This is a genomic window from Marinobacterium litorale DSM 23545 (genome assembly GCF_000428985.1).
GTDB classification, from domain to species: domain Bacteria; phylum Pseudomonadota; class Gammaproteobacteria; order Pseudomonadales; family Balneatricaceae; genus Marinobacterium_D; species Marinobacterium_D litorale.
On sequence record NZ_AUAZ01000015.1, the window covers coordinates 1 to 25861 of the forward strand.

At 54.2% G+C, this 25861-nt stretch carries 23 protein-coding genes; 9 read left to right on the forward strand and 14 right to left on the reverse strand.

Going from position 1 to position 25861, the window contains the following annotated elements:
• The 3 genes from G403_RS23135 to G403_RS25675 all read left to right on the forward strand — a co-directional run.
• On the forward strand, positions 1 to 345 hold a 345-nt coding region (locus G403_RS23135; RefSeq protein WP_027854176.1), incomplete at its 5' end, for an integrase core domain-containing protein.
• A gap of 361 nt (positions 346 to 706) precedes the next feature.
• Complete coding sequence (locus G403_RS25670; protein ID WP_281171145.1) at positions 707 to 1024, forward strand: SAM-dependent methyltransferase; 318 nt, start codon at positions 707 to 709, stop codon at positions 1022 to 1024.
• Positions 993 to 1397 carry a tRNA (adenine(22)-N(1))-methyltransferase TrmK gene (locus G403_RS25675; RefSeq protein ID WP_281171146.1) on the forward strand — a complete coding sequence of 135 codons (405 nt, stop codon included), beginning with the start codon at positions 993 to 995 and terminating at the stop codon, positions 1395 to 1397. The genes G403_RS25670 and G403_RS25675 overlap by 32 nt, the downstream gene beginning before the upstream one ends.
• A 111-nt stretch (positions 1398 to 1508) precedes the next feature.
• On the opposite strand, the gene G403_RS0111805 is transcribed toward G403_RS25675, so the two are convergent.
• The 9 genes from G403_RS0111805 to G403_RS0111845 all read right to left on the reverse strand — a co-directional run bounded on the left by G403_RS0111805 (position 1509) and on the right by G403_RS0111845 (position 10108).
• Complete coding sequence (locus G403_RS0111805) at positions 1509 to 1856, reverse strand: DUF3024 domain-containing protein (protein WP_027854177.1); 348 nt, start codon at positions 1854 to 1856, stop codon at positions 1509 to 1511.
• Positions 1857 to 1920: 64 nt separating this feature from the next.
• Positions 1921 to 3618 (reverse strand): DUF2326 domain-containing protein, encoded by a 1698-nt coding sequence (locus tag G403_RS0111810; RefSeq protein ID WP_027854178.1) that lies wholly within the window; start codon positions 3616 to 3618, stop codon positions 1921 to 1923.
• A complete protein-coding gene (locus G403_RS25880; RefSeq protein ID WP_027854179.1) occupies positions 3605 to 3838 on the reverse strand; it encodes an ABC-three component system middle component 6 in 234 nt (77 codons plus the stop codon). Before G403_RS25880 ends, G403_RS0111810 begins: the two co-directional genes overlap by 14 nt.
• The gene (locus G403_RS0111820; RefSeq protein ID WP_027854180.1) at positions 3825 to 4373 is read right to left on the reverse strand and encodes a hypothetical protein; all 549 of its coding nucleotides are present in this window, start codon (positions 4371 to 4373) and stop codon (positions 3825 to 3827) included. Before G403_RS0111820 ends, G403_RS25880 begins: the two co-directional genes overlap by 14 nt.
• A 4-nt stretch (positions 4374 to 4377) precedes the next feature.
• The gene (locus G403_RS0111825) at positions 4378 to 4632 is read right to left on the reverse strand and encodes a hypothetical protein (protein WP_036233629.1); all 255 of its coding nucleotides are present in this window, start codon (positions 4630 to 4632) and stop codon (positions 4378 to 4380) included.
• Positions 4633 to 4751: 119 nt separating this feature from the next.
• A complete protein-coding gene (locus tag G403_RS0111830; RefSeq protein ID WP_156899689.1) occupies positions 4752 to 5852 on the reverse strand; it encodes a DUF6602 domain-containing protein in 1101 nt (366 codons plus the stop codon).
• 275 nt (positions 5853 to 6127) lie between these two features.
• Positions 6128 to 6331: a hypothetical protein gene (locus G403_RS0111835; protein ID WP_027854183.1), complete on the reverse strand. Its 204-nt coding sequence runs from the start codon at positions 6329 to 6331 to the stop codon at positions 6128 to 6130.
• Positions 6332 to 6771: 440 nt separating this feature from the next.
• Positions 6772 to 8139: a DUF1329 domain-containing protein gene (locus G403_RS0111840; RefSeq protein WP_084404020.1), complete on the reverse strand. Its 1368-nt coding sequence runs from the start codon at positions 8137 to 8139 to the stop codon at positions 6772 to 6774.
• A gap of 22 nt (positions 8140 to 8161) precedes the next feature.
• Positions 8162 to 10108: a DUF1302 family protein gene (locus tag G403_RS0111845; RefSeq protein WP_084404021.1), complete on the reverse strand. Its 1947-nt coding sequence runs from the start codon at positions 10106 to 10108 to the stop codon at positions 8162 to 8164.
• 242 nt (positions 10109 to 10350) lie between these two features.
• Here G403_RS0111845 and G403_RS0111850 point away from each other — a divergent pair, with 242 nt between their 5' ends.
• From G403_RS0111850 to G403_RS0111865, 4 genes are all read left to right on the forward strand, one after another.
• Positions 10351 to 11409: an AraC family transcriptional regulator gene (locus G403_RS0111850; RefSeq protein WP_027854186.1), complete on the forward strand. Its 1059-nt coding sequence runs from the start codon at positions 10351 to 10353 to the stop codon at positions 11407 to 11409.
• Positions 11410 to 11533: 124 nt separating this feature from the next.
• Positions 11534 to 13276, forward strand: a complete 1743-nt coding sequence (locus G403_RS0111855) for an acyl-CoA dehydrogenase family protein (RefSeq protein WP_027854187.1) — start codon at positions 11534 to 11536, stop codon at positions 13274 to 13276.
• A gap of 50 nt (positions 13277 to 13326) precedes the next feature.
• Positions 13327 to 14418 carry a YCF48-related protein gene (locus G403_RS23145; protein ID WP_051298928.1) on the forward strand — a complete coding sequence of 364 codons (1092 nt, stop codon included), beginning with the start codon at positions 13327 to 13329 and terminating at the stop codon, positions 14416 to 14418.
• Positions 14415 to 16784: an efflux RND transporter permease subunit gene (locus G403_RS0111865; RefSeq protein WP_051298930.1), complete on the forward strand. Its 2370-nt coding sequence runs from the start codon at positions 14415 to 14417 to the stop codon at positions 16782 to 16784. Before G403_RS23145 ends, G403_RS0111865 begins: the two co-directional genes overlap by 4 nt.
• Here the strand turns inward: G403_RS0111865 and G403_RS0111870 are convergent.
• Positions 16781 to 17533 carry a siderophore-interacting protein gene (locus G403_RS0111870; RefSeq protein ID WP_027854189.1) on the reverse strand — a complete coding sequence of 251 codons (753 nt, stop codon included), beginning with the start codon at positions 17531 to 17533 and terminating at the stop codon, positions 16781 to 16783. The two genes, G403_RS0111865 and G403_RS0111870, sit on opposite strands and share 4 nt — an antisense overlap.
• A 192-nt stretch (positions 17534 to 17725) precedes the next feature.
• Between G403_RS0111870 and G403_RS0111875 the strand changes: the two genes are divergently transcribed.
• Positions 17726 to 17992 carry a DksA/TraR family C4-type zinc finger protein gene (locus G403_RS0111875; protein ID WP_027854190.1) on the forward strand — a complete coding sequence of 89 codons (267 nt, stop codon included), beginning with the start codon at positions 17726 to 17728 and terminating at the stop codon, positions 17990 to 17992.
• A gap of 48 nt (positions 17993 to 18040) precedes the next feature.
• Here G403_RS0111875 and fadA read toward each other — a convergent pair whose 3' ends face one another.
• The 4 genes from fadA to G403_RS0111895 all read right to left on the reverse strand — a co-directional run bounded on the left by fadA (position 18041) and on the right by G403_RS0111895 (position 23354).
• On the reverse strand, positions 18041 to 19219 hold the full coding sequence (fadA, locus tag G403_RS0111880) for an acetyl-CoA C-acyltransferase FadA (protein ID WP_027854191.1): 1179 nt from the start codon (positions 19217 to 19219) through the stop codon (positions 18041 to 18043).
• A 14-nt stretch (positions 19220 to 19233) separates the two neighbouring features.
• Positions 19234 to 21402 carry a fatty acid oxidation complex subunit alpha FadB gene (fadB, locus tag G403_RS0111885; RefSeq protein ID WP_027854192.1) on the reverse strand — a complete coding sequence of 723 codons (2169 nt, stop codon included), beginning with the start codon at positions 21400 to 21402 and terminating at the stop codon, positions 19234 to 19236.
• A 262-nt stretch (positions 21403 to 21664) separates the two neighbouring features.
• Positions 21665 to 22594, reverse strand: a complete 930-nt coding sequence (locus G403_RS0111890; protein WP_027854193.1) for an electron transfer flavoprotein subunit alpha/FixB family protein — start codon at positions 22592 to 22594, stop codon at positions 21665 to 21667.
• Between the two features lie 10 nt (positions 22595 to 22604).
• Complete coding sequence (locus tag G403_RS0111895) at positions 22605 to 23354, reverse strand: electron transfer flavoprotein subunit beta/FixA family protein (RefSeq protein WP_027854194.1); 750 nt, start codon at positions 23352 to 23354, stop codon at positions 22605 to 22607.
• Positions 23355 to 23628: 274 nt separating this feature from the next.
• On the opposite strand from G403_RS0111895, the gene katG reads away from it, so the two are divergent.
• Positions 23629 to 25800: a catalase/peroxidase HPI gene (gene katG / locus G403_RS0111900; protein WP_027854195.1), complete on the forward strand. Its 2172-nt coding sequence runs from the start codon at positions 23629 to 23631 to the stop codon at positions 25798 to 25800.
• Positions 25801 to 25861 lie beyond the last annotated feature (61 nt).

Consider the following 25861-nt stretch of genomic DNA (forward strand, 5'->3'; position numbering starts at 1 on the left):
GCTTGGAGTCGGCGAGGGCAGCCTGAAGGCATCCTGTTCCATTCCGATCAAGGATGTCAGTACACGAGCCTGAAGTTCCGCCAACGGCTTTGGCGCTACCGCATGGAGCAAAGCATGAGCCGTCGTGGAAATTGCTGGGACAACTCGCCGATGGAGAGGCTGTTCCGCAGCCTGAAAACGGAATGGGTGCCAGAAACCGGTTACTCCTCGCTACTGGTCGCCAAAATGGATATTGGTCGGTACCTGATGGATTACTACAACCGCCAGCGGCCACATCGTGCCAATGGCGGCATCAGTCCACTGGCGGCGGAAGAAAAACTTAAAACCGTGTCCGGGATTAGTTGACCACTACAGCTCGGCTGCACTGAAGGGGGAGGGGGTGCGGTTAGCTCGATGGGCGGTTTTTTATTGAGAAGCGGTTCTGATCTAAAGGTCGGGTGTTGGCCCGAAGCATCTGTTTAGAGCATTCTAATAAATCTGGATAGCGGCCATTTCTTTTGGCATATCAGACTAAACTATGGTGCCTATACCGACTCAAATAGGCTTATCGCCACCCTTCGCCTTTGCAACGTTATCGGTACGGAATGTCTATAGGACTTAGTCGATTCACTTTTTAGCATGCCCCCTCTTGAACAACGTGCTAGGTTCGTCTACCAAGATAAACGAAAAAACACTTACAATACGTTTTTTGAAAAGTAGGTAACGCTTGAAACTTAGTAACCGTTTAAAACTAGTCGAGAAAATGGTCGAACCTAACTATGCGCACATCTGGGACTGTTGCTGCGACCATGGTTTTTTAGGGGCTTCTTTATTATCAAAGAAAACCAAAGCGACTGTTCATTTTGTTGATATTGTGCCGGATCTAATCGATGAAATAGAAACCAAATTGAAACGTTTCTTTTCTGGTTCAGCATGGGAAGCCCACTGCTTAGATGTATCCCTGCTTCCGCTGCAGCGTTATGATGGCAATCATTTAGTTATAATTGCAGGAGTTGGGGGGGGATTTAACCGCCAAATTTGTTAAGGCAATTTGCAAAAGAAACCCAGAATTAAACATCGATTTTTTATTATGCCCAGTTCATCACCAATTTTATTTACGACAAAAAATAATAGATCTTAATTTAGGATTGAAGGATGAAGCATTAATAAAAGAAAATAATCGCTTCTATGAAGTTATTTTGGTTTCATCTGATGTTAAAAATAATAAAATTATCACAGAAATCGGAAGTAAAATTTGGAATTTCGAATCGGCTCAAGAGTACTTAAATAAAACTTTAGAGCACTATCAAAGAGTGCAGCAAGGACAAAAAAATGATGTGCAATATATCATTGATGCCTACAAAAAGGTCGAAATTCGACTGATTAAACCTGATGAATTAATATCTGGGTCAGAGTAATACTTCTCGAACCTAACTTTTTATAGAAATATTCCATCTTACGAATCGTTTAAAATGGACAGGAGCAATAAAAAATAGAGTAAAAATCCAGAGGGTGTTCATAGTTATGTGCTACCCGAAGAAACAGCCATTCTCATCGGCATTCACGATAGCAAAGAATTCCTCGATGGATTGTGACTCAGGTTCTGGCGTGTACGAATGCCACTTCAGATCGCTACGCATCCAGTAGATTTTCCAGCGCTGCGCTTTCTTCACGTAGGTAGCTTTTGCTACCGGTGATTCAATGATTGCTGACGGTTCCCGAAAATGAGGGCGGATCTCGACAATTTGCACGCTTTGGCCAGACACCCGAACGTCTATATCTAACTTGGGTCGGATATCGACTGGCGGCCTCCGATTTTCCAAAAACTCTGACGCGGCCCGCTCAATTTTCTTTGATTCAAACTCACCGAATGCCATCTGGATTATCCATGGGAATGCTCACATAACGTTGAAGTTATAAACCAGCTGCGATTAACTTCACCTAAATCCTAAAAAATTTGTCGTTTTCGGAAAGTTCAAGAATAGTAGATTCCTTTTTAAATATATCAAACCTTGAGTCAGCTAGTTTGTCGCTTAAAAGCGCTACAACGTATTGTCCATTCAAACTATCAGCCTGTTTAAAAATATCAAAAACTTGATTAACATCTACATCCTCGATACTATCATGAACCACAAAAGAGGGACGCTTAATATGAGTCGAGGTTACAAATTTAATGTAAGCAAGGTCGAATGCGCTTAACTCTCCTTTCTTTTTTCCTCCGGTTGGGTTTGGCGAAATATTAGCTATATCAAACCTGCATTTCTCAGTATCTAGATCAAACTCTAAATCGAAAATATACCTGTCGCCATAAAAATATTTGCTAAGTTCTCCAAAGTACTCATTAAATATTTCTACATTACTATCAAGGTCTTCGGTATTTTTCGATATTTCTTGAACAACCTTAAGTTTGCTATCTTCAAGTGATTGAATTTCGGCATTCGCATCTTCAATTTTATCCAGCAATGCCGATATGCCAGCAATCTTCTCCTTAATCTTCGTCAAGTCGTTGTACAGTATTCCAATAGACTTAAGCGTGTCTGGCTGCTTTATGTGTTTAAAAATTCCAGACTCAATCCTATGGAGAGAATCAATCTCGCTCCTTAACCTTTCTTCCTCTTCCTGGTATCTCGACATATCGTTTTCCAGGAGGTTCAATTTATTAGAGATGACTTTGTTGTGAAACACTACAAGATCTTCAAATGAACGCTTTAATCCATCGCTGATAGCGACTCCTGCCTCAGCGTAAATAGTCGCCAGCTCTTTACCATCGACACTAGTCGCACTTTCTCTGACCTTAACAACAGACTTATTCAGGTAGTTTAATCGGGTTTTGATCTTTGAATAGCTAATAGTCAGATCAGATATTTGATTTTGAATGCCCACCAGTTCTTTTACGCTCGAGTCTTGACTCCCTGAAAAATCGAACTCGTTAATCTTCTTTTGAATCTCGTCTTCTTCAACCTTTAATGGCGCAATCATTCTTTGTAATGCGCTTTCTCTATATGGGTTCCTATAAGCAGCTAAATGTTTTTTCTTGGTTCTAATTCTATTATTCAAGCTGGCCTTTTCCTTCAATAGATCCAAGCCAGAAAAACCGAATAGAAATAGATACATCTGGTCATAAATATCAGGCTTCGTATTGCCATGCAGAAACCTTGTAGTGTTCTGCATCTTATCATTAGTGTTTCTTATAAATTTATGAGAAATGTTTCTTATCGAAGGCTTATCATCTGTTTGACCAAAAATTTGTTTAGCCACAAGGTCTATATAATCACTCTTTTCACAAATTCTAGAGTCAATATAATAAATTGACGTTTTTGGATCAGTTGTTAACGTTCTGGCTATCTTATGACTTTTCTGATCGAAACCTTCAAATTCAAGCTCAACGCATATCGTGTTATCGTTTATCAAGCTAAACACAACCGGGATTGGTTTGCCGAATTCGGCTTCGGTATAAATATCCTCACCTGAAGACAGAAACAAATAGTCTAGTAATCTTGAAGGTGTAGACTTCCCAACACTATTACCCGTCCCTCCTGAAATAGAGGCCGAATTCAAGATTAAGTTCAACCCCTTTTTAAATGGCACTAATCTAATTAGCTCGCCATTTTTATAGACAGACAGCCTAACTAACCTCATACGTAATATTTCCTTTTTCGCTCAGACGAATAGCCCCAGCGACAAATAGCCAATCCAGTGTATATACAAAAACGTCATAGGACGCGTAAAACTCCGCCCTAACATCTTCAAACAAATTCTCTATCTCAATTTCTGTATAGTCATGTTCGGCCATCCTGTTTAGAATAAAGGCGCCGATATTTATAGGATTTAGTTTTGGGTCGGAGTCAATTGTGATCATTTGGGTTTTCCAAAACTATACATTCGATAATACTATAACTTGTTATCAAACTTACGCCGTAATCAATATCTTCTTCAAAGTAGCCATTTTTCAAATCTGATGAATTTTTAACGAACCTTTTAGTCAACAAAATCACTTCATCCACGACTTGGTCAGAATTAGATTTAAGTTTTTCCAAATCAAAGGGCTTAATGTTTATTGAGTATTTCTCCAATGCTCGATTATAGAAGATTTTCATTTGCCTTTTTAATTTTGTACTGCCATTTAGAATGGTCTGGTTCAATGCTTCAATTGATTCATCAATTAGCAAAGATGATTGTATATACTCTTCTATAATCCATTTATGGCTTGTTAGATCGTTGAAGTCGACCTTCACATCTATTTCAGCTGGGTCTCTATCTAAATTTATATCTGATTGATCACTTGTCGCTATAATTTCAATCAGCTTTCCTAAGATTGAGGGGCGAGCAGACCCGCTTTCATCGAAAATCGTAACAGGCCCATGATTGTCATTAAACGTTACGCCTTTTGACATTCCTTTAGCCTCTATTGTCAATGTTTACTGGGCCAGAATTTTCCTGAAAGTACTGTGACTTTTCGCCCTGACTAACCTTGTTCTCATTTCTCGTATTTGCCTGAAGGTTCGTGACTTCAATCTGCAAATTCTTTACCTTCTCTTCAGCCTTAGACCTGCCCAAATATTGAACAATTGCAATTATTGCAGCCACGAAAGAGAGCAAATATCCAATTATTCCGACAATTGGATTTGATAGAAATGAAGAAATTAGGTTCATACTTTCTATTCCTATTTCGTAGCCGACACTCTACGGTCGACTTGGTTTATAACGCTAAAACTTTGCGGCAATTTTGGAACCGCGAAGCGGTGGAAAAATTGTCCGACAACAGTGCCTTGTTATATTTTTACTTCAGAACAAGGTACTATCACTGGGCCTTCCTTGTTAAAAAACTCTACTGTAGCACCACTTTTTTCAAAAAACTCTTTTGCGCTGGCATAAGACTTAATATCGAGTCCTTTTGGAATGAAAACTGATAACGGTTTCATTTCGTCTAGAGATAGCGACAGAAGCTCTTCTCGTGAATCTGGAAATGCTCCAACAATTTGAGAAAAGGACACTATGTCAATTAAAAGCATGCTACCTTCGACTTCACAACGTTCTGGGCACGGCCGTATATTTCTATAGAGATAGCTTTTCTCATTATTGCCCATTTTCTCGCGGTTTTCTTGAATAACGTTACTCAAGAAAGCGCCCGCAGACCCCGTTCCCGGCGAAGGAATGGTATGAATTTCTAGGCCAAATTCATCCCCCTTCTCTATGATCTGAGTTTGTATGTAAAAATCTTCGTCCAGGAAATATATATCCGGAACGCTGCAATATGTTATTGGAATCTTACCCTGCGCTCCATTTGATTCGACAGTTAGCGATAGAACACAGTCTTCGAGAATATCCTTTAGCGCGTTAACAATCGTGTCTTTTTTGCACGACAGAGAGAATGCAAAAATATTAATAGTGTTAATTTCTTTATATTTCCTGCCGTTCCAGCCTAGATTGTTATAGAAAGTACTCCTTACAACGTCTTTCAAATTCGTAGCATTTAGGGTTTTCTTTACTTCAATTGCAGATATAGTGCTGCCAGGATTAATCACTACAAATTCGTCACACCGATACACCACACTTCTATCGGAATCATCGTAAACAAGGACATCAATTTGCTTGCCGTGCTTGTCTCTCGATGAGTCGTAAACAAAACCAGTGCCAATTTTATTATTAGTTGGAGCAAATTCTCTCAGCGTATTTCTAATCAAATTTTCATAAAAACTTCCAACTGTTGGAGCATGCTTGATAACGTTTTCGAACCACTGAGTTTCTGATTTTATCTTCCGATGAAATCGATCAGCCAGAAAGTTCTCTTCATTCCAGTATAGCTTTTCTAGGAGGCCAGTATTTTTGTCATTCAACAATGATACATCTGCCAGAAGGTTGCTGGAGGTCAACAATTTCTTGCTCTTCCTTAGGGCGCTTCTTCAATTGTACCTCCTAGAAATATAACGCCAAAAGAACCCGCGCCTATGGCGTCGGGTTGCTTGCCTTGTTAGCTGCTGCCGACTGGTTAGGACTCTTAAGATTTACCACCTGTTCACCAAGTATGGACAAAAGCTGGTTTCTATCTTTTACCTTCTCGGCTCGGATGATTACTAATTTATCCCAGCCCACAGTGCCTTCAAATATCTCTTCGCCTAGTTTTTTGTCTATTTCTCGTAGGTCAGCATCAAGTTTGGTTAGCAGAATCGGAGTAAGTTTTGGTCAATAGCTGCTGAGCGTTTGCTGTCTCTTGCTCTTGCGCAGCTTTAGCGGTAACCACGGCTGACTTTGCAGATATATACTCAACCCCTTTGTAGGCGCTCGCTACGATGCCTGCAATCAAGGTGAGAACGATCAGTAATTTTTCAACAACTTCAATTTTTTCTTTCATATCTTCCAAATTTGAACGGTGATGAACTTATGCAGCTAACATTATAATACTGCGCATGCGCGTATTTGCTCTCTGTCGAATACTCGGAGAGCTGTTATAACTATCTGAAGAGAAAGGATAAATCGAGATATCACAGCCATTCTCTTCCGGTGAAAACGAGCATGCGCGTTTTGCTGCGTTGCCGTGCACAGTATCCCGCAACGGCCAGTCCATACTCCCTTGATATTGGACGATTTTGCCGCGTGTTACCAGTCACAAATGAGCATGGCTAAGGGATAAATCAAGCACCCAGAGCTCACGCCCGTCAATACACTGTATGTACAGGCGGAAATTCAGATCAGCTTTTCCGTGTAATCGCCTAGTACAAACACCAAAGGCCGGCACCACTGATAAGAATCAGCAGCCCAGCCTTTGGATGTGGGTGGTTTGTGTGTTGTGGCTTAGTGGCCCATTCGGCGGATTGCCTGGGGGGTGAAGTCTTTGTAGGCGAAGCGTTCGCCGAAGTCGTAGCCGTCGCCTTCTTCATTGGTCAGGCCGGTGGCCAGGTAGCGGCCGGACTGGAGGTCGTAGAGGGTTTCGGCGGCGACCCAGGTGACCTGGGCGTCGCGGTAGGGCAGGGCGTGGGCTTCGGCCACGCGCCAGAGGTCGCCGCGGCCGTCGTAGTGGTCGGCGATGGCGATCTGCCAGCTGTCTTCATCCACGTAGAACACGCGCTTACTGTAGATATGGCGTTCGCCCTCTTTCAGCGTGGCTTCCACTTCCCAGACCCGGTGCAGTTCGTAGCGGGTGTGTTCCGGGTTCAGGTGGCCTTTGGCCAGGATCTGGTCGTAGGTCAGGTCACGGCTGGCCAGGGGGAAGCTGTTATAGGGGATGTAGAGTTCGCGCTTGCCCACCAGTTTCCAGTCGTAGCGGTCCGGTGCGCCGTTGAACATATCCAGGTTATCAGCGGTGCGCAGGCCGTCGGAGGCGGTGCCCGGTGCATCATAGGCGATCTGCGGGGCGCGACGTACACGGCGCTGGCCGGTGTTGTAGGTCCAGGCCTGACGGGGCTGGGAGACCTGGTTCAGTGTTTCATGAATCAGCAGCACATCGCCGGTGAGTCGGGCCGGGGCGAGAACACGCTGGAGGAAGAAGGCCAGCATATTGGCGGTCTGGTTGGCGTCCGGGTCGTCGCTCAGGTGTTCGGGCCAGCTTAACTTCTCTTCGATCTTCACCGGTGTGAAGTCGCCGTTGGCCTGCACCGGCACCTGCACGTAGGTGCGCTCAAGGGAGCCGCCGCGATAGCGGGTGATATGGTTCCAGATTACCTCCAGCCCGTTTTGCGGAATCGGGAAGGCCATCGCTTCGCGGAAGATGGTCAGGCCGTTGCCGCCGTCGTTCAGCTCTGTGTGCCGGGCGTTCCACTGTGCCACGTCATAGATGGAGTCGGGCAGGGCATGGGTCCGGTGGCTGGGGTACACGGGCATCCGGAAGCTGTCCGGGTAGCGCTTGAACATCGCTATCTGGCCGGGGCTCAGTTTGTCGGCGTACTGGTCCAGGTTCTCGGCGGTAATCGTGAACAGGGGCTGCTCACCGGCAAAGGGATCGGCGTAGCGGTCCTGGGTGGAGGGCAGGCCACCCTCCCAGGTCGGGATGGTGCCATCGCTGTTACCGGCTCGCTCGGCGCCGGTTGGGGTCAGTTGATTACCCAGCGCGGCGGCTTCCTGCTCGGAGACAGCGGCCCAGCTGTTGGCACCGGCCAGAGCCAGCGGCAGCACCATGAGCCGGAGCGATGCCTTCATATGATCCAGGGTGGAGGCTGTTTTCATTATTGTATCTCCCATTTGATGATTAGAAGGACACGGACGTGCTGAGGGTGAAGTAGTCGCGATCTTCCAGCGCGTTATAGTCCCCGCCCAGGAAGCTGGTGTAGCCAACCTCAAACTGGTACTGGTTCAGGTAGTCGGCGGTTAGCGTCAGGCCGATCGCTTTTTCGCCTTCCCGGAACGCCGCGCCCGGTTCCGGGCCGTAGCCTTTCAGGCCGTGCTTGATGCTGAGCTGGGGCTTGAGATTGACCCCTGACAGCACGTTGGGGTAGGTGAGGGCCGCACGGGCCACATAACCGAAGGAGTCCTGGGTGACAAAGCCGTCGTCGTCACCGGCGCTGTATCCCCAGGCACCGGCGCGGCCATATTTGATCGCGTTTTTACCCTCATCCAGGCCATGAACATGGGTCCAGCCCAGTTCGCCCACCAGTGCCAGGCGGCTGGCACCGAATACCCGGTCGTAGAATTTGACGAAGCTGGTCTGGAACTGGCTCACATCGTATTGATCGTACCCGGAGACCACGCCACCGGGGCCGGCTGATGCCACCCGCTGATCGGCGCTGGTGTTACCGCTGCCACCGGAGAACTGCTGAAGAATGGCGGAGACCAGCAGCGGGCCGTTAACCTGGATCGGTTGATCGTGTTTGAACGAGAACTCGCCCGACCAGGCCACATCACCCAGGTTGGTGTTGAAGCTCAGGCCCAGCATCTCGATCTGTTCCGGGTACTCGGTAAAGTAGGTGCTCTGGAATACGGCAGCGGTGCCCGCTGCGGTAGCCGCGGATTGGGCGGCGGATTGCGCAGCCATCATCTCGGCAGCGGTGGGCGCGGCCGGGTTGGCCGCATTGTTGAGTATGTACTGCTGAGCGGCGTTATTGGCAATGGCGCCCAGATCGGCGGCGGAGACCGGGGTGTTTACACCGCTGGAGATCGGCAGGCGGCTGTTATAACGGGCGAAGTAGAGTCCGAACTCGGTAAAGTTAAGGGACTCGGCAAAGTAGCGCAGCGCCACACCAAACTGTCCTTTGTCATCCGCCGGGCGGTAGCCGTCACTGTTTCTGTACACCACCGGGTCGAAGCCCAATGTGGCGCCGGTGAGGGCGCTGTTGAAGTATTGCTGATCGGTCAGTGCCAGGGGCACGCGGATGCCGTTACAGCCCTGGGCGGCAAAATCGTTGCTGGAGAAGTAGGTGCCGCAACCGTCGATGGCGGTGGCTTCCCATTCCAGCTGGTAGAAGGCTTCCATGCTCAGGTTGCCGGAGAGGCCGACGGAGGCGAACAGCTGGTTGCTGGGTAGCAGTGCGTCTTTCACTTCGGCCCCGGGGCGGCGGATTGCGCTCACGTCGATGGCGTTGATGCTGTTCAGGCCGCCCTGAATAAAGGCGCTTTCGCCCCAGTTGACCACCTGACGGCCCAGGCGCAGATCCAGTGGGTACTGGCCTTCGCTGCCGAGATCAAAACCGGCATACACATAGGCATCAAGCAGCTCGGCGCCGGAGAACTGTGCGTAATCGTTGAAATCGCTGTCGTTCAGTTCGCTGTCGGGCTCATAGCCGTTCAGCGTATTACCGTGGGGTTTATCGTCGTTTTCCAGAGCATCATCAAACCAGTATTTGCCGCGCAGGAAGAGACCGTGGTTGTTACGGCTCAGCTGGAGTTCATGAACGCCCTTGAGCGTTCGGGAGAAGGCATCGCCCCGTTCGAAGTTGAGGTCGCCATCATCGTAACTGCCCGACCCGGCGCTGGTTCCGCCGTTGGGGGCGGAGATCAGATCGGAGTCCTGTTTCTCGGCACGCCAGCTGGCGCCGAGGCTGATCTGTGAGTCGAACCGCCCCTCGTATTCTCCCAGGCTGAAGTCCAGCGCGAGTGCGTTCGGGGCGTAGACACCGCTGACCACTAATGCCAGCGCAGCAGGACGAAATAGAGCGGGGGCGCAGAGCTTGCCAGGCAGAGAGCCGTATTTCATTTCCATATCGTTCACCAGAGGATGTTATTTTTATATATCTCTGAGGTATAAGCGGGTGGCGTATTTAACCTTCTGAATTAGCGTCGTTTTTGAAAGGTTGCCGGTCCGTTTACCTCCCTCATTGCGACCTATCTTCAAATGCAGACACTATTTTCTCAATGACATTCCAGCGCAGTTTGACTGACAAAAGCGTTCCCTTTGACGTAAATTGAAAGCAAATAACCACAATAAAGAGGATGCAGGAGAGGATGAATCGTACCGTTACCGTACCCACCGGTTATGTCAAAAACCTGCTGCAGCAGGCGCGGATACAGGGCTTTGATGTTGATGAACTGCTGCAGATGGTTGGCATCGACGCCGCTGAGATCGAGAATCAGACCGAGTTCAGTGCCGAACGATTTGGAGCCCTGTACCAGCGCCTGATGTATATCGCTCAGGATGAGTACTTCGGCATGCTCAGCGGCGGTAAGGTGCCTAACGGGACTTTTCGCATGATGTGCCACGCCATTATTCATTGTCCCACTCTGGAGCGTGCGATCTATCGGGCCAGTGCCTTTCATGAGATCTGTCGCGGCGCGCAGATCAAACCGGTGCTGGTGCGCAAGGGGCGCTACGCCAAGATCACTTTTGCCGCCACCGACTGCGCGGATTTTGATTTTGCCGAGTTTCTGGCCAATGAGCCGCCGGAACGGATACGTACATCACTCTCCATGTGGCACCACTTTATCAGCTGGTTACTGGGCGCACGGGTTCAGCTAAAGGCCGCTTACTTCACCTTCCCTGAGCCCGATGATATCGAGATCTATCACCAGCTGTTCCAGTCCGAGCTGAAGTTTGAGCAGCATGAAAACGCTTTTGTGTTTCCTGCGCGCTATCTGGATCTGCCGCTGGTGCAGACGACCGAGACGCTGCGTAACTTCCTGAAAACCGCGCCCTATCAGCTGATCGCCATGGTGAATGATGATCCATCACTGAAATCTCGGGTGGTGGCGTTGATCGGCAAGGATTTCAGCCGCGAGTTACCCGGCGCGGAGGAGGTGGCCGGTGCGCTGAACCTGTCGGTCTCCACGCTGAGACGGCGTTTGCTGGATGAGGGCACCTCGTTTCAGGCGATTAAGGATGAGTGTCGTAAAGCCGCGGCACTGCACTATATGAGCTCGCCCCAGCTGTCGATCAATGATGTGGCGGAGCTGATGGGGTTTGATGAGCCCTCCGCCTTTTTCCGTTCATTCAAACGCTGGACCGGTATGACGCCGGGTGAATATCGCAAAAGCGAGGCGTTTCAACGGCATCTGATGCATGAATAGCGCTGTTGATGGCGGCGATGAACAAAAATGTCAGTGGATACGCGTCGATATGCCATTGTAGAAACCACCGCCAGTGACGATCCTGAATAGTAGATAAAAATAAGAGTCAGGAGCTTTGCCAATCATGCTTAATTACCGCTTTCCGCGCGATGAAGCGCTCTTTCTGTTGCAGGATGTCATTGCCCTGCCTGCGCTGGATGAGGTCGGCTCCGAGATGGTCGGCGCGATCATGGATGAAGCCGCGCGTTTTGGTGAAACCTGTATCGCTCCGGCGAATATCACCGGTGATCAGCAGCCCGCTACCCTGACGGAATCCGGCGTTGAAGAGACGCCGGGGTTCGCCGACATCTATCGACAGTTTCAGGAGGCGGGCTGGCCTTCACTGGCCGGCGACCCCGAGTATGGCGGTCAGGGGTTACCCAACCTGTTATCCACGGCCACCAGCGAGATCTGGCAGTCGGCCAATCTGGCCTGGGCACTCTGTCCGCTGCTGACCCAGGGGGCGATTGATGCGCTTTCCCACCACGGCAGCGAGGCCTTGCGCACCACCTGGCTGGCCAAGCTGATCAGCGGTGAGTGGACGGCCACCATGAACCTGACCGAGCCGGATGCCGGTACCGATCTGGCCGCGCTGAAAACCCGTGCTGTGCCGGAAGGGGATCACTACCGCATCAGCGGTCAAAAGATTTTTATCACCTGGGGTGATCACCGGATGGCTGACAATATCGTGCATCTGGTGCTCGCCCGGCTGCCGGATGCACCGGCCGGTGTGAAGGGGATCTCTCTGTTTCTGGTGCCCAAGTTTCTGCTGGATGAGCAGGGTGCGCCGTCACAGCGTAATGATGTGAAAGTGGTGGCGCTGGAGCACAAGCTCGGTATCCACGGCAGCCCCACCTGTGCAATGAGTTATGGCGACGACGGCGGTGCGATCGGTTATCTGGTGGGTGAGCCCCATCAGGGCCTGGCCTGCATGTTCACAATGATGAATGCCGCTCGCCAGGCGGTGGGTGTACAGGGCCTTGCGCTCTCTGAACGGGCCTATCAGGCTGCCCGGGGCTACGCCCGGGAGCGGGTGCAGGGCACGCTGCGTGATGGCAGCCGGGTCACCATTGTTCACCACCCCGATGTGCGCCGCATGCTGCTGCAGATGAAAGCCGCCTGTGAAGCGATGCGAGCCTTTGCCTACGAGGCTTCAGCGGAGGTGGACCGGGCCCGGGCTGCCACCGACGATAAAGAAAAGGCGGCGCGTGAAAAGCGCGTGGCTCTCTATACTCCGCTGGTCAAGGGGTGGATGACCGAGCTGGCTCAGGAGGTCTGCTCCCTGTCCGTGCAGGTGCATGGGGGCATGGGGTATATCGAAGAGACTGGCGTCGCCCAGCTCTATCGGGATGCGCGGATTCTGCCAATCTACGAGGGCACCACCGGTGTTCAGGCGCTGGACCTGATCGGGCGCAAGATCGCTGCCGATGGTGGTGAGGCCTTGAACGCGCTGTTCGGCGATATCGAGCGCAGTCTTAATGACTGTGGTGATGCACCGGAAGTGCTGCGCACCGGGCTGTCGGATGCGCTGCACGCGCTAGAGGACACGGTTCAGGTATTAATGACCCCCAACCCAGAAGACCCTCAAGCCGCGGCCGGTGGCAGTGTCAGTCTGCTGATGGCGCTGGGCTATTTGTGCGGTGGCTGGATGCTGCTTCGGTCGGCTCATCAGGCGGCTCAGCCTGAGGAGACCACCCCCTTCCTGCAGATGCGCCAACAGGTGGCGACGGCCTATGCCGAGCAACTGCTGGTGCGTTGTAACGCACTGGCGCAGTCGGCCCGTGCCGGAGCCAAGACGCTGATGCAGGTCGACGAAGCACAGTTTTAAGGGTTGTCACCGCTATACCCGTCCAATAATGCTAACAATGCGGGCTTTCCATGCTTAAACAATTAGTCACTCTCTCCTTGTTAACCCTTGGGCTCTGTACGCCTGCCTGGGCGCAGACCTACGACCGGCTTGATCAGCCTGCCATCGAGTCCAGCGATTCGATCAATGGGCTGCTGCTGGATATTGTGAACCCTCCCGGTTCCGATCGGCTGGTCGCAGTGGGGGAGCAGGGTGTGATCCTGTTCTCGGATGACGGTGGCGGTCACTGGGAGCAGGCGGGCGTACCCGCGTCGGTGTTGCTAACCGCCGTTGATTTTGTGGATAGCCAGCACGGCTGGGCGGTGGGGCATGATGGCACCATCCTGCACTCGGTGGACGGCGGCGCCAGTTGGCAGGCGCAGGTTGGCGGTTTGTCGCTGACCGAGTTGCAGCGTGATGCACTGGAGGCGCTGGTTGAGAACCCGCCCGAGGGGATCTCGCCGGAGCAGCTGGATAACTGGCTGTATGCCCTGGATGACGTAACCTTCGCCCTGGAAGAGGGTGCCATGCCGGCGTTGCTCGATGTGCGTTTTATCAATGCCCGTCAGGGGTTCGTGCTGGGTGGTTATGGTGCGCTGTTCCGGACCGATGACGGCGGGATCAGCTGGCGCAGTATCGGGCACCTGCTACCCAATCCGGACCGCCTGCATCTCAATGCGCTGTTGCCAACCCGCTCCGGGCGCCTGCTGATCGCCGGTGAGGCGGGGCTGCTTATCTACAGCGATGACCGGGGCCGCAGCTGGCAAAGTGCCGACTCTCCATATAGCGGTTCGTTCTTCGCTCTCCATGAGTCTGACCAAATCTACCTGATGGGCCTCCGGGGCCATCTTTACAGCTCTGCCAGTGGACTGGACTGGCAGCTGGAGCCGCTACCTACGGATGCGACCCTGAGTGCAGCCGCCTCTGGCCCGCAGCAGGTGATTCTGCTGGGGCAGGGCGGGGCGTTGCTGATTAACGAGGGGCAGGGGTTTCAACCGGTGAAGGGATCACGCCGTGGCTCCTTCAGTGCCGGGCTGGTTCGGGACGGCACGCTGTGGCTGGTGGGTGAGGGCGGTGTGACCGCGCTGGACCTGGCTGAGCTTAAGCAGGAGGGGCGCTCATGAGCCGACTGGATAACCTGCTGCTGGCGCCGATCCGCTTCTGTGAGCGATGGCTGGAATATCTGCTGTTTGGGTATCGCTTACCGGTCGCTTTGGCATTTCTGCTGATCACCCTGTTTCTGGGTGTCCAGGCCGCGCAGATTCGCCCGGATGCCAGCTTCGTCAAGATGATCCCCACCGATCATCCCTGGGTCGCCAACTACCTGGAGCACCGGGATGATCTGGCCGGGCTTGGTAACAGTATTCGCGTGGTGGTGGCTCCGACCGACGGCGATATTTTTCAACCGGAGTTTCAGCAGACGCTCAAGGCGATCACGGACGAGCTGTTTTATATCAAGGGGGTAGACCGCTCGGCGGTGCGCTCCATCTGGACGCCCAACGTGCGCTGGACCGAGGTGACCGAAGAGGGTTTTGTGGGCGGCCCAGTGATTCCCCGCGATTACGACGGTTCCGCTGCGGCTATGGAGCGACTGCGCCTTAATATTCTGCGCTCCGGTCAGGTGGGCCGCCTTGTGGCCAATGACTTCGGCTCGGCACTGATCGAGGTGCCGCTGTTCGATACCGACCCGGAAACCGGCGACAAACTGAATTACCAGCGTTTTTCCGAGCAGCTGGAAACCCTGATCCGGGATAAGTACAGCTCTGATCAGGTGCAGATCCATATCACCGGTTTTGCCAAGGTGGTGGGCGATCTGATTCAGGGGGCGGTGCAGGTGGCGCTGTTTTTCGGCGTGGCGATTCTGGTCACGCTGGTGCTGCTCTACCTCTATTCACACAGTTTGAGTGGTACGTTGATTCCGCTGCTCTGTTCGCTGGTGGCGGTGGTCTGGCAGTTGGGGCTGCTGCACTGGCTGGGCTATGGGCTCGATCCCTATTCTATGCTGGTGCCGTTTCTGGTGTTCGCCATCGCGGTCAGCCACGGGGTTCAGGTGATCAATACGGTGCGCCTGGAGGCCGCCGGCGGTGCCTGCAAACTGACGGCGGCACGGCTGGCGTTCAGAACCATCTTTATTGCCGGGCTCACCGCTCTGATATCAGACGGCCTGGGGTTCCTCACCCTGATGGTGATCGATATCCAGGTGATTCAGGATCTGGCTGTAGCGGCAGCGCTCGGTGTGATGGTGATCGTGGCCACCAATCTGTTGCTGCTGCCGGTACTGATCTCCTGGACCGGTATCGGTCAACGGGCGATCAACAAGGTGCGCCATGGCCGCGAGCCCAGTCTTTTGATCTGGAAAGCACTGACCCGCTTTGCCCGGCCTCGTGGCGCGATGATCGCGGTCGCCGTGGCGCTGGGTCTGGCTCTGATTGGCTTTCAGGGTAGTCGGGCGTTGCAGGTGGGGGATCTGGGCGCCGGTGCGCCGGAGTTGAGAGCAGACTCCCGCTACAACCTGGATAACGCCTACATCACCAGCCACTATGCCAACTCCAGCGATGTATTCGTGGTGATGGTGAAAACGGCGGCGGAGCAGTGCTCCAGCTTCCAGACATTGCAGATGGTGGACCGCTTTCAGTTCTACCTGGGTAACCTGCCGGGCGTGCAAAGCAGTGTGTCGCTGGTGGATGTGGCGGAGCGGGTCACGGCGGGGCTTAATGAGGGGAACCTTAAATGGCGCAGCCTGAGCCGCAACCAGTATGTGATCAACTCCTCCCTGCGCCAGGTGCCCCAGGGCTTGATGAACGGTGACTGTTCGCTGCTGCCGGTGATTGTCTTTCTGGAGGATCATCGGGCGGAAACCCTGGCGACGCTGACCGCGGCGGTGGATCGCTTTGCCGAGCGCTACCAGACCGATCAGGTTAGTTTCGTGATGGGGGCCGGGAACGCCGGTTTTGAGGCCGCGACCAATGAGGTAATCACCGACGCTCAGAACGAGATGCTGATCTGGGTGTATGGGGTGGTCAGCCTGCTTTGCCTGCTTACCTTCCGTTCCATACGCACGGTGGTCTGTATTATCGCCCCGCTGGCGCTGACCTCACTGCTCTGTCAGGCACTGATGGCGCGACTGGGCATCGGTATCAAGGTGGCTACGCTGCCGGTTATCGCGCTGGGGGTCGGTATCGGTGTGGATTACGGGATCTATATCTACTCGCGGCTCAATACCTTGCTCAAGCAGGGGCTGGAGTTGCCGGAAGCCTACCTGGAAACCCTGCGCAGCACCGGTAAGTCGGTGGCCTTTACCGGGTTTACGCTGGCGATCGGCGTGGTGCTCTGGGTATTCTCGCCGATCCAGTTCCAGGCCGATATGGGCTTGCTGCTCACCTTTATGTTCCTCTGGAATATGCTGGGTGCGCTGATCCTGCTGCCGGCTTTAACCTGTCTGCTTAATCCGGTGAAAGCGGGGGATGAGGTGGCACAGACCGCGCTTTAGGCGCGGTCCTGCTCGGCATCCCGGCTTTTGGTCACCTTGTGTTGCGCCTCACTCTGGCCCAGCTTCCAGTAGCTCGAAATATAGAGCTGTTCGCGGGGGACTTTCAGCGCCTCCCGGAGGTGCTGGCGCAGCTGTTTCATGCTGCTGAATTCACAGGCGGCCCAGACGGAAGGTGTTCCGTCCGGCAGGGCAAGCATGCGGACATGTTCCACCAGCCTTTCACCCTTGGGGTCCGGGCTTGGGTTCACCAACCAGTGCAGTTGGATACCCAGCGGGCGCTCCAGTGTCTGGATATCGGCTGGATCCATCACATCGATCACGGCATGGCCCATGGCATGTTCGGGCAGCTGTGCCAGATTAACACTGATCGCCGGCAGGGCGGTCATATCGCCGACCAGTAAGAACCAGTCCGCTTCCTGATTGATCATCTTTTTAGGCCCGGGGCCACCTACCAGTATGCGATCACCGGGGCGGGTGTTTCGTGCCCAGAGTGAAGCCGGGCCGGAGCTGCCATCATCATGCAGATTGAAATCCACATCGATCTCGCCATCGCGCTGGTGACGGATGGTATAGGTGCGCACGTCGGGCTTTTCCGCTTCGCCTTTGGGGAAATAGAGCTTGATGTAGGCACTCTGCTGATCACTCGGGAACTCCGCCATGGCGGAGCCTCCCAGTGTGATCCGCTGCATATTGGGGGTAATACGGCTGGATTGAATCACCTCCAGCTCTCTCGGTGCGGGTTTTGCCATCGTTCGATTGTTCTCCCAGGGGGAAAGGTCATGTCGTGGACTCTAAGGGTAGCAATCTGAGGCGATGCGCTCCATGACAGTCTGACTTTTAACGGGTGAACCGATCTCACGCACTCCGGTGTCGCGTCCAGCTATACTCACCGGAAACAAGCGGCGTAAAGTAATGTTTTGGTCAACGGTTTGGGAGTCGATATGGCAAGCGGTTGGGCGCAGGATGGTGCGGTACAGGATCAGATTGATGCGACGGTGGATTCAGCGGTGCAGCGGGCAAAGAGCCTGATCCCGCAAGGGGAGAGCCTGACACACTGTGAGGAGTGCGAAGCGCCGATTCCGGAAAAACGTCGGGTGGCCATTCCCGGTGTGCGTTTCTGTATCCGTTGTCAGTCCGAGCAGGAGGCTCAGGCCAAAAATGACGGCCTCTATAACCGTCGTGGCAGTAAGGATAGTCAGCTCAGATAAACCGCAGCCCGGGTTTTGGCCGGGCTGCGTCATTTCCGATCTGTGATGTTAGTTCAGACGTTCAAATACCGTGGCGATACCCTGGCCCATGCCGATGCACATGGTTGCCAGGCCCAGGGTGGCGTCTTTCTGCTCCATCACATTCAGCAGGGTGGTGGAGATCCGGGTGCCGGAGCAGCCCAGCGGGTGGCCCAGCGCGATAGCGCCGCCGTTCAGGTTGACCTTGGTATCCAGCTCATCGAGCAACCTCAGCCCTTTCAGCACCGAGATCGCCTGAGCCGCGAACGCCTCGTTCAGCTCGACAATATCCAGGTCGCTGGTGGTCAGGCCTGCACGCTGCAACGCTTTCTGCGAGGCGGGCACCGGGCCATAGCCCATAATTGATGGATCACAACCGGCTACTCCCATGCTTAGGATACGTGCTCGCGGCGTCAGCCCCAGTTCGTTGGCACGGGCCGCCGACATCACCAGCATGGCTGAAGCACCATCGGATATGGCCGATGAGGTGCCTGCCGTCACAGTCCCGCCCTTGGGCATAAAGACCGGCTTGAGGGTAGAGAGAGATTCCACTGTGGTTTCGGGCCGGATCACCTCATCCTGTTCCACCAGGATCTTGAAGCCCCGTTCATCATGGCCTTCCACTGGAAGTATCTCGTTGTTCCAGCGCCCCTCCTGCTGAGCCTGGTAGGCGAGCTGATGGGAACGGGCACCAAAGGCATCCTGCTCCTCGCGGGAGACCATGTTCATTTTGCCCAGCATCTCGGCGGTCAGCCCCATCATCATCGAGGCTTTCGCGGCCTGCTTGGAAAGCGCCGGATTGATATCCACCCCATGATCCATGGCCACGTGGCCCATATGCTCCACACCGCCGACGATAAAGGTATCGCCATTGCCGGTCTGGATCGCCTGCACCGCGGTATGCAGTGCCGACATGGAGGAGCCGCACAGACGGTTGACGGTCTGACCCGCCACGGTGTGCGGAAGTCCTGCCAGCAGGGAGGCGTTGCGGGCGATATTGAAGCCCTGCTCCAGGGTCTGGTTAACACAGCCCCAGATCACATCTTCAATCTGGTTCGGATCCACTTCTGGGTTGCGTTTCAGTAGCCCGGTGATGGTCGCGGCAGAGAGTGCTTCGGCGCGGACATTGCGAAAGGCACCACCCTTGGAGCGCCCCATGGGTGTGCGAAGACCGTCGACGATCACCACATCAGTAGGTTTAAGGCTCATGCTTTGCTCTCCTTTCACTGTCCAGCGCCGCTCTGGGCCGTTGCAAAATAGGTTTCACCGGCGGCTGCCATGTCGCGCATCCGGGCCGTTGGTTGATACAGCTTGCCCAGCTCGCCGAACTGCTCAGCCTGAGCACAGAAGTTGTCGAGTCCGATCTGATCGATGTAGTAGAGCGCGCCACCGCGGAACGGCGGGAAGCCAATACCGTAGATCAGTGCCATATCGGCTTCCGCCGCACTTCCGACAATACCCTCTTCCAGACAGCGGACTGTTTCGATGCACAGCGGCGTCATCATGCGGGCGATAATCTCCTCGTCGGAGAATTCACGGGGTGTACCCAGTGTGCCTTCCAGCAGTTTGGGTAACTCCTCGTCCACAAGCTTTTTGGGTTTGCCCTTGCGGTCCAGTTCATAGCGGTAGAAGCCCTGGCCATTCTTTTGACCCAGACGGTTCAGCGTGTGCAGGCGTTCGATGGCGGTTTCACCTTCATGGCCCATACGATCCGGGAATCCCGCGGCCATGACGGCATCGGCATGACAGGCGGTATCGATACCAACCACGTCAAGCAGATAGGCCGGGCCCATGGGCCAGCCGAACTTTTCCATGACTTTGTCGATCTGGCGATAGTCTGCGCCATCGCGCAGCAGGGCAGAGAAACCGGCAAAGTAGGGGAAGAGCACTCGGTTGACTAAAAACCCGGGACAATCGTTAACCACAATCGGCGTTTTGCCCAGCGCCTTGGCGTAGGCGACCGTTCTTGCCACAGCAGCATCGGAGGTCTTTTCGCCCCGAATCACCTCAACCAGTGGCATACGATGTACCGGGTTGAAAAAGTGCATGCCGCAGAAGTTTTCCGGGCGCTTGAGTGCCGAGGCAAGCTCCGTGATCGAGATGGTCGAGGTGTTGGAGGCGAGGATGGCGTCATCCGTCAACTGAGCCTCGGTCTCGGCCAGTACGCTTTTCTTGACCTTGGGGTTCTCCACGACGGCTTCGACCACCAGGTCAACGCCTTCAAAGTCGCCATAGCTCAGAGTGGGGCGGATATTGGCCAGCGCCTTGGCCATTTTGCGGGCATCGATCTTGCCCCGTTCCAGCTGTTTGTTCAGCAATTTGGAAGCTTCCTCGAGACCCAACTGAAGCGCGTCCTCGCGGATATCTTTCATCAGAATCGGCGTGCCGCGGGACGCACTCTGGTAAGCGATACCGCCACCCATGATGCCTGCTCCCAGCACCGCCGCCTGCTTCACCGGCGCGGTCTCAGCCTCGTAGCGTTTGCCGACTTTCTTGACCTGCTGGTCTTTCAAAAACAGACCTACCAGTGCGGCAGTGACAGGATGAACGGCCAGTTTGGCAAAGCCCTGGGTTTCCACCTGCAGGGCTGCATCGCGCTCCAGATTGGCGTGACTCTGGATGGTTTTCAGGGCGGCCATGGGGGCCGGGTAGTGAGGCCCGGCTTTGGCGCCGATAAACCCCTTGGCGGACTCGAAAGCCATCATCTGCTCAACCTGATTCAGGGCGATAGGGCTCTGTTTTTCATGACGACGGGCCTGGACGTCGAATTTTCCGGCGATGGCGTCTTTCAATAGTGCATGCGCCGCCTCATTAACCTGCTCAGGCTCGACCACCGCATCCACCGCACCGTCCTTGAAGGCCCGGTCGGCGCGGTATTCGCTACCGCCGCAGATCCATTCGTTGGCGTTATCCACACCGATCAGGCGCGGCAGGCGCACGGTACCGCCCCAGCCCGGATAGATACCCAGCTTAACCTCGGGCAGACCTACTTTGGCCGTTTTAGCCATCACCCGGTAATCACAGGCGAGACAGATCTCAAAACCACCGCCCAGAGCCAGCCCGTTGATGGCGGCTACGGTGGGGAAGGGCAGATCTTCAATCTGGCTGAACAGGGCGTTGATCCGGGAGAGCCCTTCGGTAATGGCTGCGTCTCCGGCGCTGAACAGTGCCATGAACTCGGTAATATCGGCGCCAACGATAAAGCTTTCCTTGGCGCTGCGAATGACGAGACCGCGCACATCCGATTGTTGTGTTAGCGCCTTGATGGCGTCCTCCAGCTCGGCCAGTGTGGCCTGGTTGAGGGTATTCACGCTCTGCGCGCCGGTGAATACCAGCTCGTAGATCCCCTCCTCAACCGCTGCGACGTTTATCGACTTTCCTTCCATCAACATGGTCAGGCTCCGTAGCAGTGTGGGGCAATGGCCCCGTTCTTGTTATTGATCACTTGATCTAAGTCTAGAGGGCTGCTGGATTTCAACAATGACAGGAAGCGCCAAAGCATTTGACGTTATCGTTCAACTGCCCGGTTTTACGGTGATAAGGCTTTGATAAAAGCGCTGACAATTATGTGCAAAGTGTGGGCTTTGGTGTTGTCTGAACGTAAAAAGCCCGGCCGGAGCCGGGCAAAATCACCAGGGATAGGTAGGGTGGAAATTAGAGCTGGCTTTCCAGGGCGGGGAGCGCATCAAACAGATCGGCTACCAGACCATAATCGGCCACCTGAAAAATGGGTGCTTCCTCGTCTTTGTTGATAGCGACAATCACCTTGGAGTCTTTCATACCCGCAAGATGCTGGATGGCGCCGGAGATGCCCACGGCGATATAAAGCTCGGGGGCAACCATCTTGCCGGTCTGACCCACCTGCATATCGTTGGGTACAAAGCCCGCATCAACCGCGGCCCGGGATGCGCCCACCGCGCCGCCCAGTTTATCGGCGACGGCTTCCAGCAGAGCGAAATTCTCGCCGTTGCCCAGACCGCGACCACCGGAGATCACGACAGATGCCGTGGTCAGTTCGGGCCGGTCGGACTGTGCCAGTTGTTGATCGACGAAGCGGGAAACCGTGTTCTCGAAAACTGTTTCGACCCGTTCGATGGGTGCGTTACCGCCCTGGCCGGCAACGGCCTCGAACGCGGTACTGCGCACCGTCATCACTTTGATCGGGTCCAGCGACTGGACAGTGGCGATGGCGTTACCGGCGTAGATCGGACGGCGGAAACAGTCGGCGCTTTCGATGCCAATCACCTCTGAGATCTGGTTTACATCCAGCAAAGCTGCCACCCGGGGCAGCATGTTCTTACCGCTGGTTGTGGCCGGGGTCAGGATATGGCTGTACTCCCTGGCGAGCGATACCACCAGCCTGGCGATATTCTCGGCCAGCTGCGCGCCATAGGTTTCATGGTCGGCGTAGAGCACCCTGCTCAGGATACCGATCTGGGCGGCAGCTTCTGCAACCGCGCCACACCCGGCGCCTGCGACGAGCAGATCGATCTCGTCGCTTATCTGACGGGCGGCCTGCAGCGTATTCAGAGTGGCCGGTTTCAGTGTGCTGTTATCGTGTTCCGCTATGACCAGTACTTTCATGATTACCTCCTCAGATCACCCGGGCTTCGTTCTTCAGTTTCTCCACCAGCGCCTCAACGTTGCCGACCTTGATCCCGGCCTGACGCACAGGCGGTGCTTCCACTTTGAGCAGCTTCAGGTTCTGGCTGAGGGTAACGTTCAGCTGTTCGGGCTCCTTCACTTCCAGCGGCTTACGCTTGGCCTTCATGATGTCGGGCAGCTTGGCATAGCGGGGTTCATTCAGGCGCAGGTCCGTTGTGATAACAGCGGGCAGATTCAGATTCAGGGTCTGCAGGCCGCCGTCGATTTCGCGGGTGACATCGACGCTGTCGCCCTTAAGCTCCATTGAGTAAGCGAAGGTGCCCTGTCCCCAGTCGAGCAGGGCTGCCAGCATCTGGCCGGTCTGGTTGTTATCGGAATCGATCGCCTGCTTGCCCAGCAGCACCAGGTCCGGCGATTCCTGGCGTGCTATGCTGGCCAGCAGTTTGGCGATGGAGAGCGGATCGGCGGCTTCCTGAGTATCGACGCGAATGGCGCGATCAGCTCCCAGTGCCATGGCGGCTCTTAACTGCTCTTCGCACGCTTTGTCACCGACGGAGACAGCAACCACTTCATTAGCCTGTCCCGACTCTTTTAAGCGCATCGCCTGCTCGATGGCGATTTCACAAAAGGGATTGAGCGCCATCTTGACGTTAGCCAGGTCCACATCACTGCCATCGGCTTTAACGCGCACCTTCACGTTGTAATCGATCACTCGTTTAACCGCGACCAGTATCTTCATTTCAGCCTCTCTTATTGTTGTCCGGTGACTGGTTGCATCCTATTCGAGTGGTTAATAAGAACAATGACATAAAGGGGCTGTTTAACTGACATGAAACGTCAATTGAGAAACTCTATGCCAGGCATAGAGAGATAAAAATTTCGCTTTTGTCGCGGGCTGCTAGCTTTAAGTAACTGAAAACAGCGTTCTTACGCGCCTGGCATTCCGATGCGAACGACACGAAAAACCACGGACGACGGGCGCGCCACACTCCAAAGAGCAGAGAGGACCTCAAATGAGTAACAACAATACCTCCGCTGGGAAATGCCCCGTCATGCACGGTGGTAGCACTGCCACCGGACAATCGGTGATGAGTTGGTGGCCGGAGTCACTGAATCTGGACATTCTCCATCAACATGATCGTAAGACCAATCCATTGGGTGAGTCGTTTGACTATCGCGAAGCGGTTAAGACGCTGGACTTCGATGCGGTGAAGCAGGATCTGCATGCGCTGATGACCGACAGTCAGGCATGGTGGCCGGCGGACTGGGGTCATTACGGTGGCCTGATGATTCGTATGGCCTGGCATTCGGCCGGTTCCTACCGTATCGCCGATGGTCGTGGCGGTGGCGGTACCGGTAATCAGCGCTTTGCGCCGCTTAATTCCTGGCCCGATAACGTGAGCCTGGACAAGGCACGGCGCCTGCTCTGGCCGATCAAGAAAAAGTACGGCAACAAGCTCAGCTGGGCTGATCTGATGATTCTGGCCGGTACCGTGGCCTATGAATCGATGGGGTTGCCGTCGTTTGGTTTCTCCTTTGGCCGTGAAGATATCTGGCACCCGGAGAAAGATACCTACTGGGGCGCGGAGAAAGAGTGGCTGGCACCGTCTGACGAGCGCTATGGCGATGTGGATAAGCCCGACACCATGGAAAATCCGCTGGCCGCGGTACAGATGGGGTTGATCTATGTAAACCCGGAGGGGGTGAACGGCCAGCCGGACCCGTTGAAAACCGCCCAGCAGGTACGCGAAACCTTTGCCCGCATGGCAATGAATGATGAAGAAACCGTTGCGCTGACCGCCGGTGGCCACACTGTGGGTAAGTGCCACGGTAACGGCGATGCCGACGCACTGGGACCAGAGCCCGAGGCCGCGGACGTGGAAGAGCAGGGCTTTGGCTGGAAGAACCCCAACCAGACCGGCAAGGGGCGCTATGCCGTCACCTCCGGTATTGAAGGGGCCTGGACCACCCATCCCACTCAGTTCGATATGGGGTACTTCAAGCTGCTGTTCGGCTATGAGTGGGAGCAGAAAACCAGTCCTGCCGGTGCTCACCAGTGGGAACCGATCAATATCAAGGAGGAGGATAAACCGGTGGATGTGGAAGATCCGTCTATCCGCCACAACCCGATCATGACCGACGCCGATATGGCGATGAAAATGGACCCGATCTATCGCGAAATCTGCGAAAAATTCATCAAGGACCCCGAGTACTTCAAGGATACGTTCGCGCGAGCCTGGTTCAAGCTGACTCACCGTGATCTGGGACCCAAGACGCGTTATATCGGGCCGGAAGCACCGTCGGAAGATCTGATCTGGCAGGACCCGGTACCGGCTGGTAGCACTGACTACTGCGAGGAGGTGGTCAAGGCGAAGATCGAGGCCGCCGGTCTATCCATTGCCGATAGAGTGAGTACCGCCTGGGACAGCGCCCGCACATACCGGGGTTCCGATATGCGCGGCGGTGCTAATGGGGCGCATATTCGTCTGGCACCGCAAAAGGAGTGGGCAGGTAACGAGCCGGAGCGTCTGGCGCGGGTTCTCAGGGTGTATGAGCAGATATCGGCCGATACCGGCGCCAGTGTGGCTGATATTATCGTGCTGGCCGGAAACCTGGGCATCGAGCAGGCGATTCGTGCGGCCGGCTACGATGTGCCGGTTCCCTTCCTGAAAGGGCGGGGCGATGCGAAGCAGGAGATGACCGATGTCGATTCCTTTGAACCGCTGGAGCCATTAGCCGATGGCTTCCGTAACTGGCAGAAGAAGGACTACGTGGTCAAACCGGAGGAGATGTTGCTCGACCGGGCCCAGTTGATGGGGCTGACGGCCCCGGAGATGACGGTTCTGATCGGCGGTATGCGGGTGCTTGGTACCAACCATGGTGGCACCAAACACGGTGTATTTACCGATCGCGAAGGTCAGCTGACCAACGACTTCTTCGTCAATCTCACCGATATGGCCTACAGCTGGAAGCCGGTGGGTAACAACCTGTACGAGATCCGTGACCGCAAGACGGATGCCGTAAAATGGACGGCGACCCGCATCGATCTGGTGTTCGGTTCCAACTCGATTCTGCGCTCCTACGCGGAAGTTTACGCCCAGGATGACAACGGCGAAAAATTCGTCCGGGACTTCGTCAAGGCGTGGACCAAGGTGATGAACGCTGACCGGTTCGATGTGGTGTAACCGCCACAGTTTGAAAAAGCAGATAGTGAAAAAAGCCAGCGCCTTAAAGGCGCTGGCTTCA

Coding starts and splice junctions, on each gene's coding strand:
- G403_RS0111865 (WP_051298930.1), top strand. CDS start 14,415: ATGAGCCGACTGGATAACCTGCTGCTGGCGCCGATCCGCTTCTGTGAG.
- G403_RS0111840 (WP_084404020.1), bottom strand. CDS start 8,139: ATGAAAACAGCCTCCACCCTGGATCATATGAAGGCATCGCTCCGGCTC.
- G403_RS23145 (WP_051298928.1), top strand. CDS start 13,327: ATGCTTAAACAATTAGTCACTCTCTCCTTGTTAACCCTTGGGCTCTGT.
- G403_RS0111895 (WP_027854194.1), bottom strand. CDS start 23,354: ATGAAGATACTGGTCGCGGTTAAACGAGTGATCGATTACAACGTGAAG.
- G403_RS0111820 (WP_027854180.1), bottom strand. CDS start 4,373: ATGTCAAAAGGCGTAACGTTTAATGACAATCATGGGCCTGTTACGATT.
- katG (WP_027854195.1), top strand. CDS start 23,629: ATGAGTAACAACAATACCTCCGCTGGGAAATGCCCCGTCATGCACGGT.
- G403_RS0111875 (WP_027854190.1), top strand. CDS start 17,726: ATGGCAAGCGGTTGGGCGCAGGATGGTGCGGTACAGGATCAGATTGAT.
- G403_RS0111870 (WP_027854189.1), bottom strand. CDS start 17,533: ATGGCAAAACCCGCACCGAGAGAGCTGGAGGTGATTCAATCCAGCCGT.
- G403_RS0111850 (WP_027854186.1), top strand. CDS start 10,351: ATGAATCGTACCGTTACCGTACCCACCGGTTATGTCAAAAACCTGCTG.
- G403_RS0111890 (WP_027854193.1), bottom strand. CDS start 22,594: ATGAAAGTACTGGTCATAGCGGAACACGATAACAGCACACTGAAACCG.
- G403_RS0111835 (WP_027854183.1), bottom strand. CDS start 6,331: ATGAAAGAAAAAATTGAAGTTGTTGAAAAATTACTGATCGTTCTCACC.
- G403_RS0111805 (WP_027854177.1), bottom strand. CDS start 1,856: ATGGCATTCGGTGAGTTTGAATCAAAGAAAATTGAGCGGGCCGCGTCA.
- G403_RS25880 (WP_027854179.1), bottom strand. CDS start 3,838: ATGATCACAATTGACTCCGACCCAAAACTAAATCCTATAAATATCGGC.
- fadB (WP_027854192.1), bottom strand. CDS start 21,402: ATGTTGATGGAAGGAAAGTCGATAAACGTCGCAGCGGTTGAGGAGGGG.
- G403_RS0111810 (WP_027854178.1), bottom strand. CDS start 3,618: ATGAGGTTAGTTAGGCTGTCTGTCTATAAAAATGGCGAGCTAATTAGA.
- G403_RS0111855 (WP_027854187.1), top strand. CDS start 11,534: ATGCTTAATTACCGCTTTCCGCGCGATGAAGCGCTCTTTCTGTTGCAG.
- G403_RS0111825 (WP_036233629.1), bottom strand. CDS start 4,632: ATGAACCTAATTTCTTCATTTCTATCAAATCCAATTGTCGGAATAATT.
- G403_RS0111845 (WP_084404021.1), bottom strand. CDS start 10,108: ATGGAAATGAAATACGGCTCTCTGCCTGGCAAGCTCTGCGCCCCCGCT.
- fadA (WP_027854191.1), bottom strand. CDS start 19,219: ATGAGCCTTAAACCTACTGATGTGGTGATCGTCGACGGTCTTCGCACA.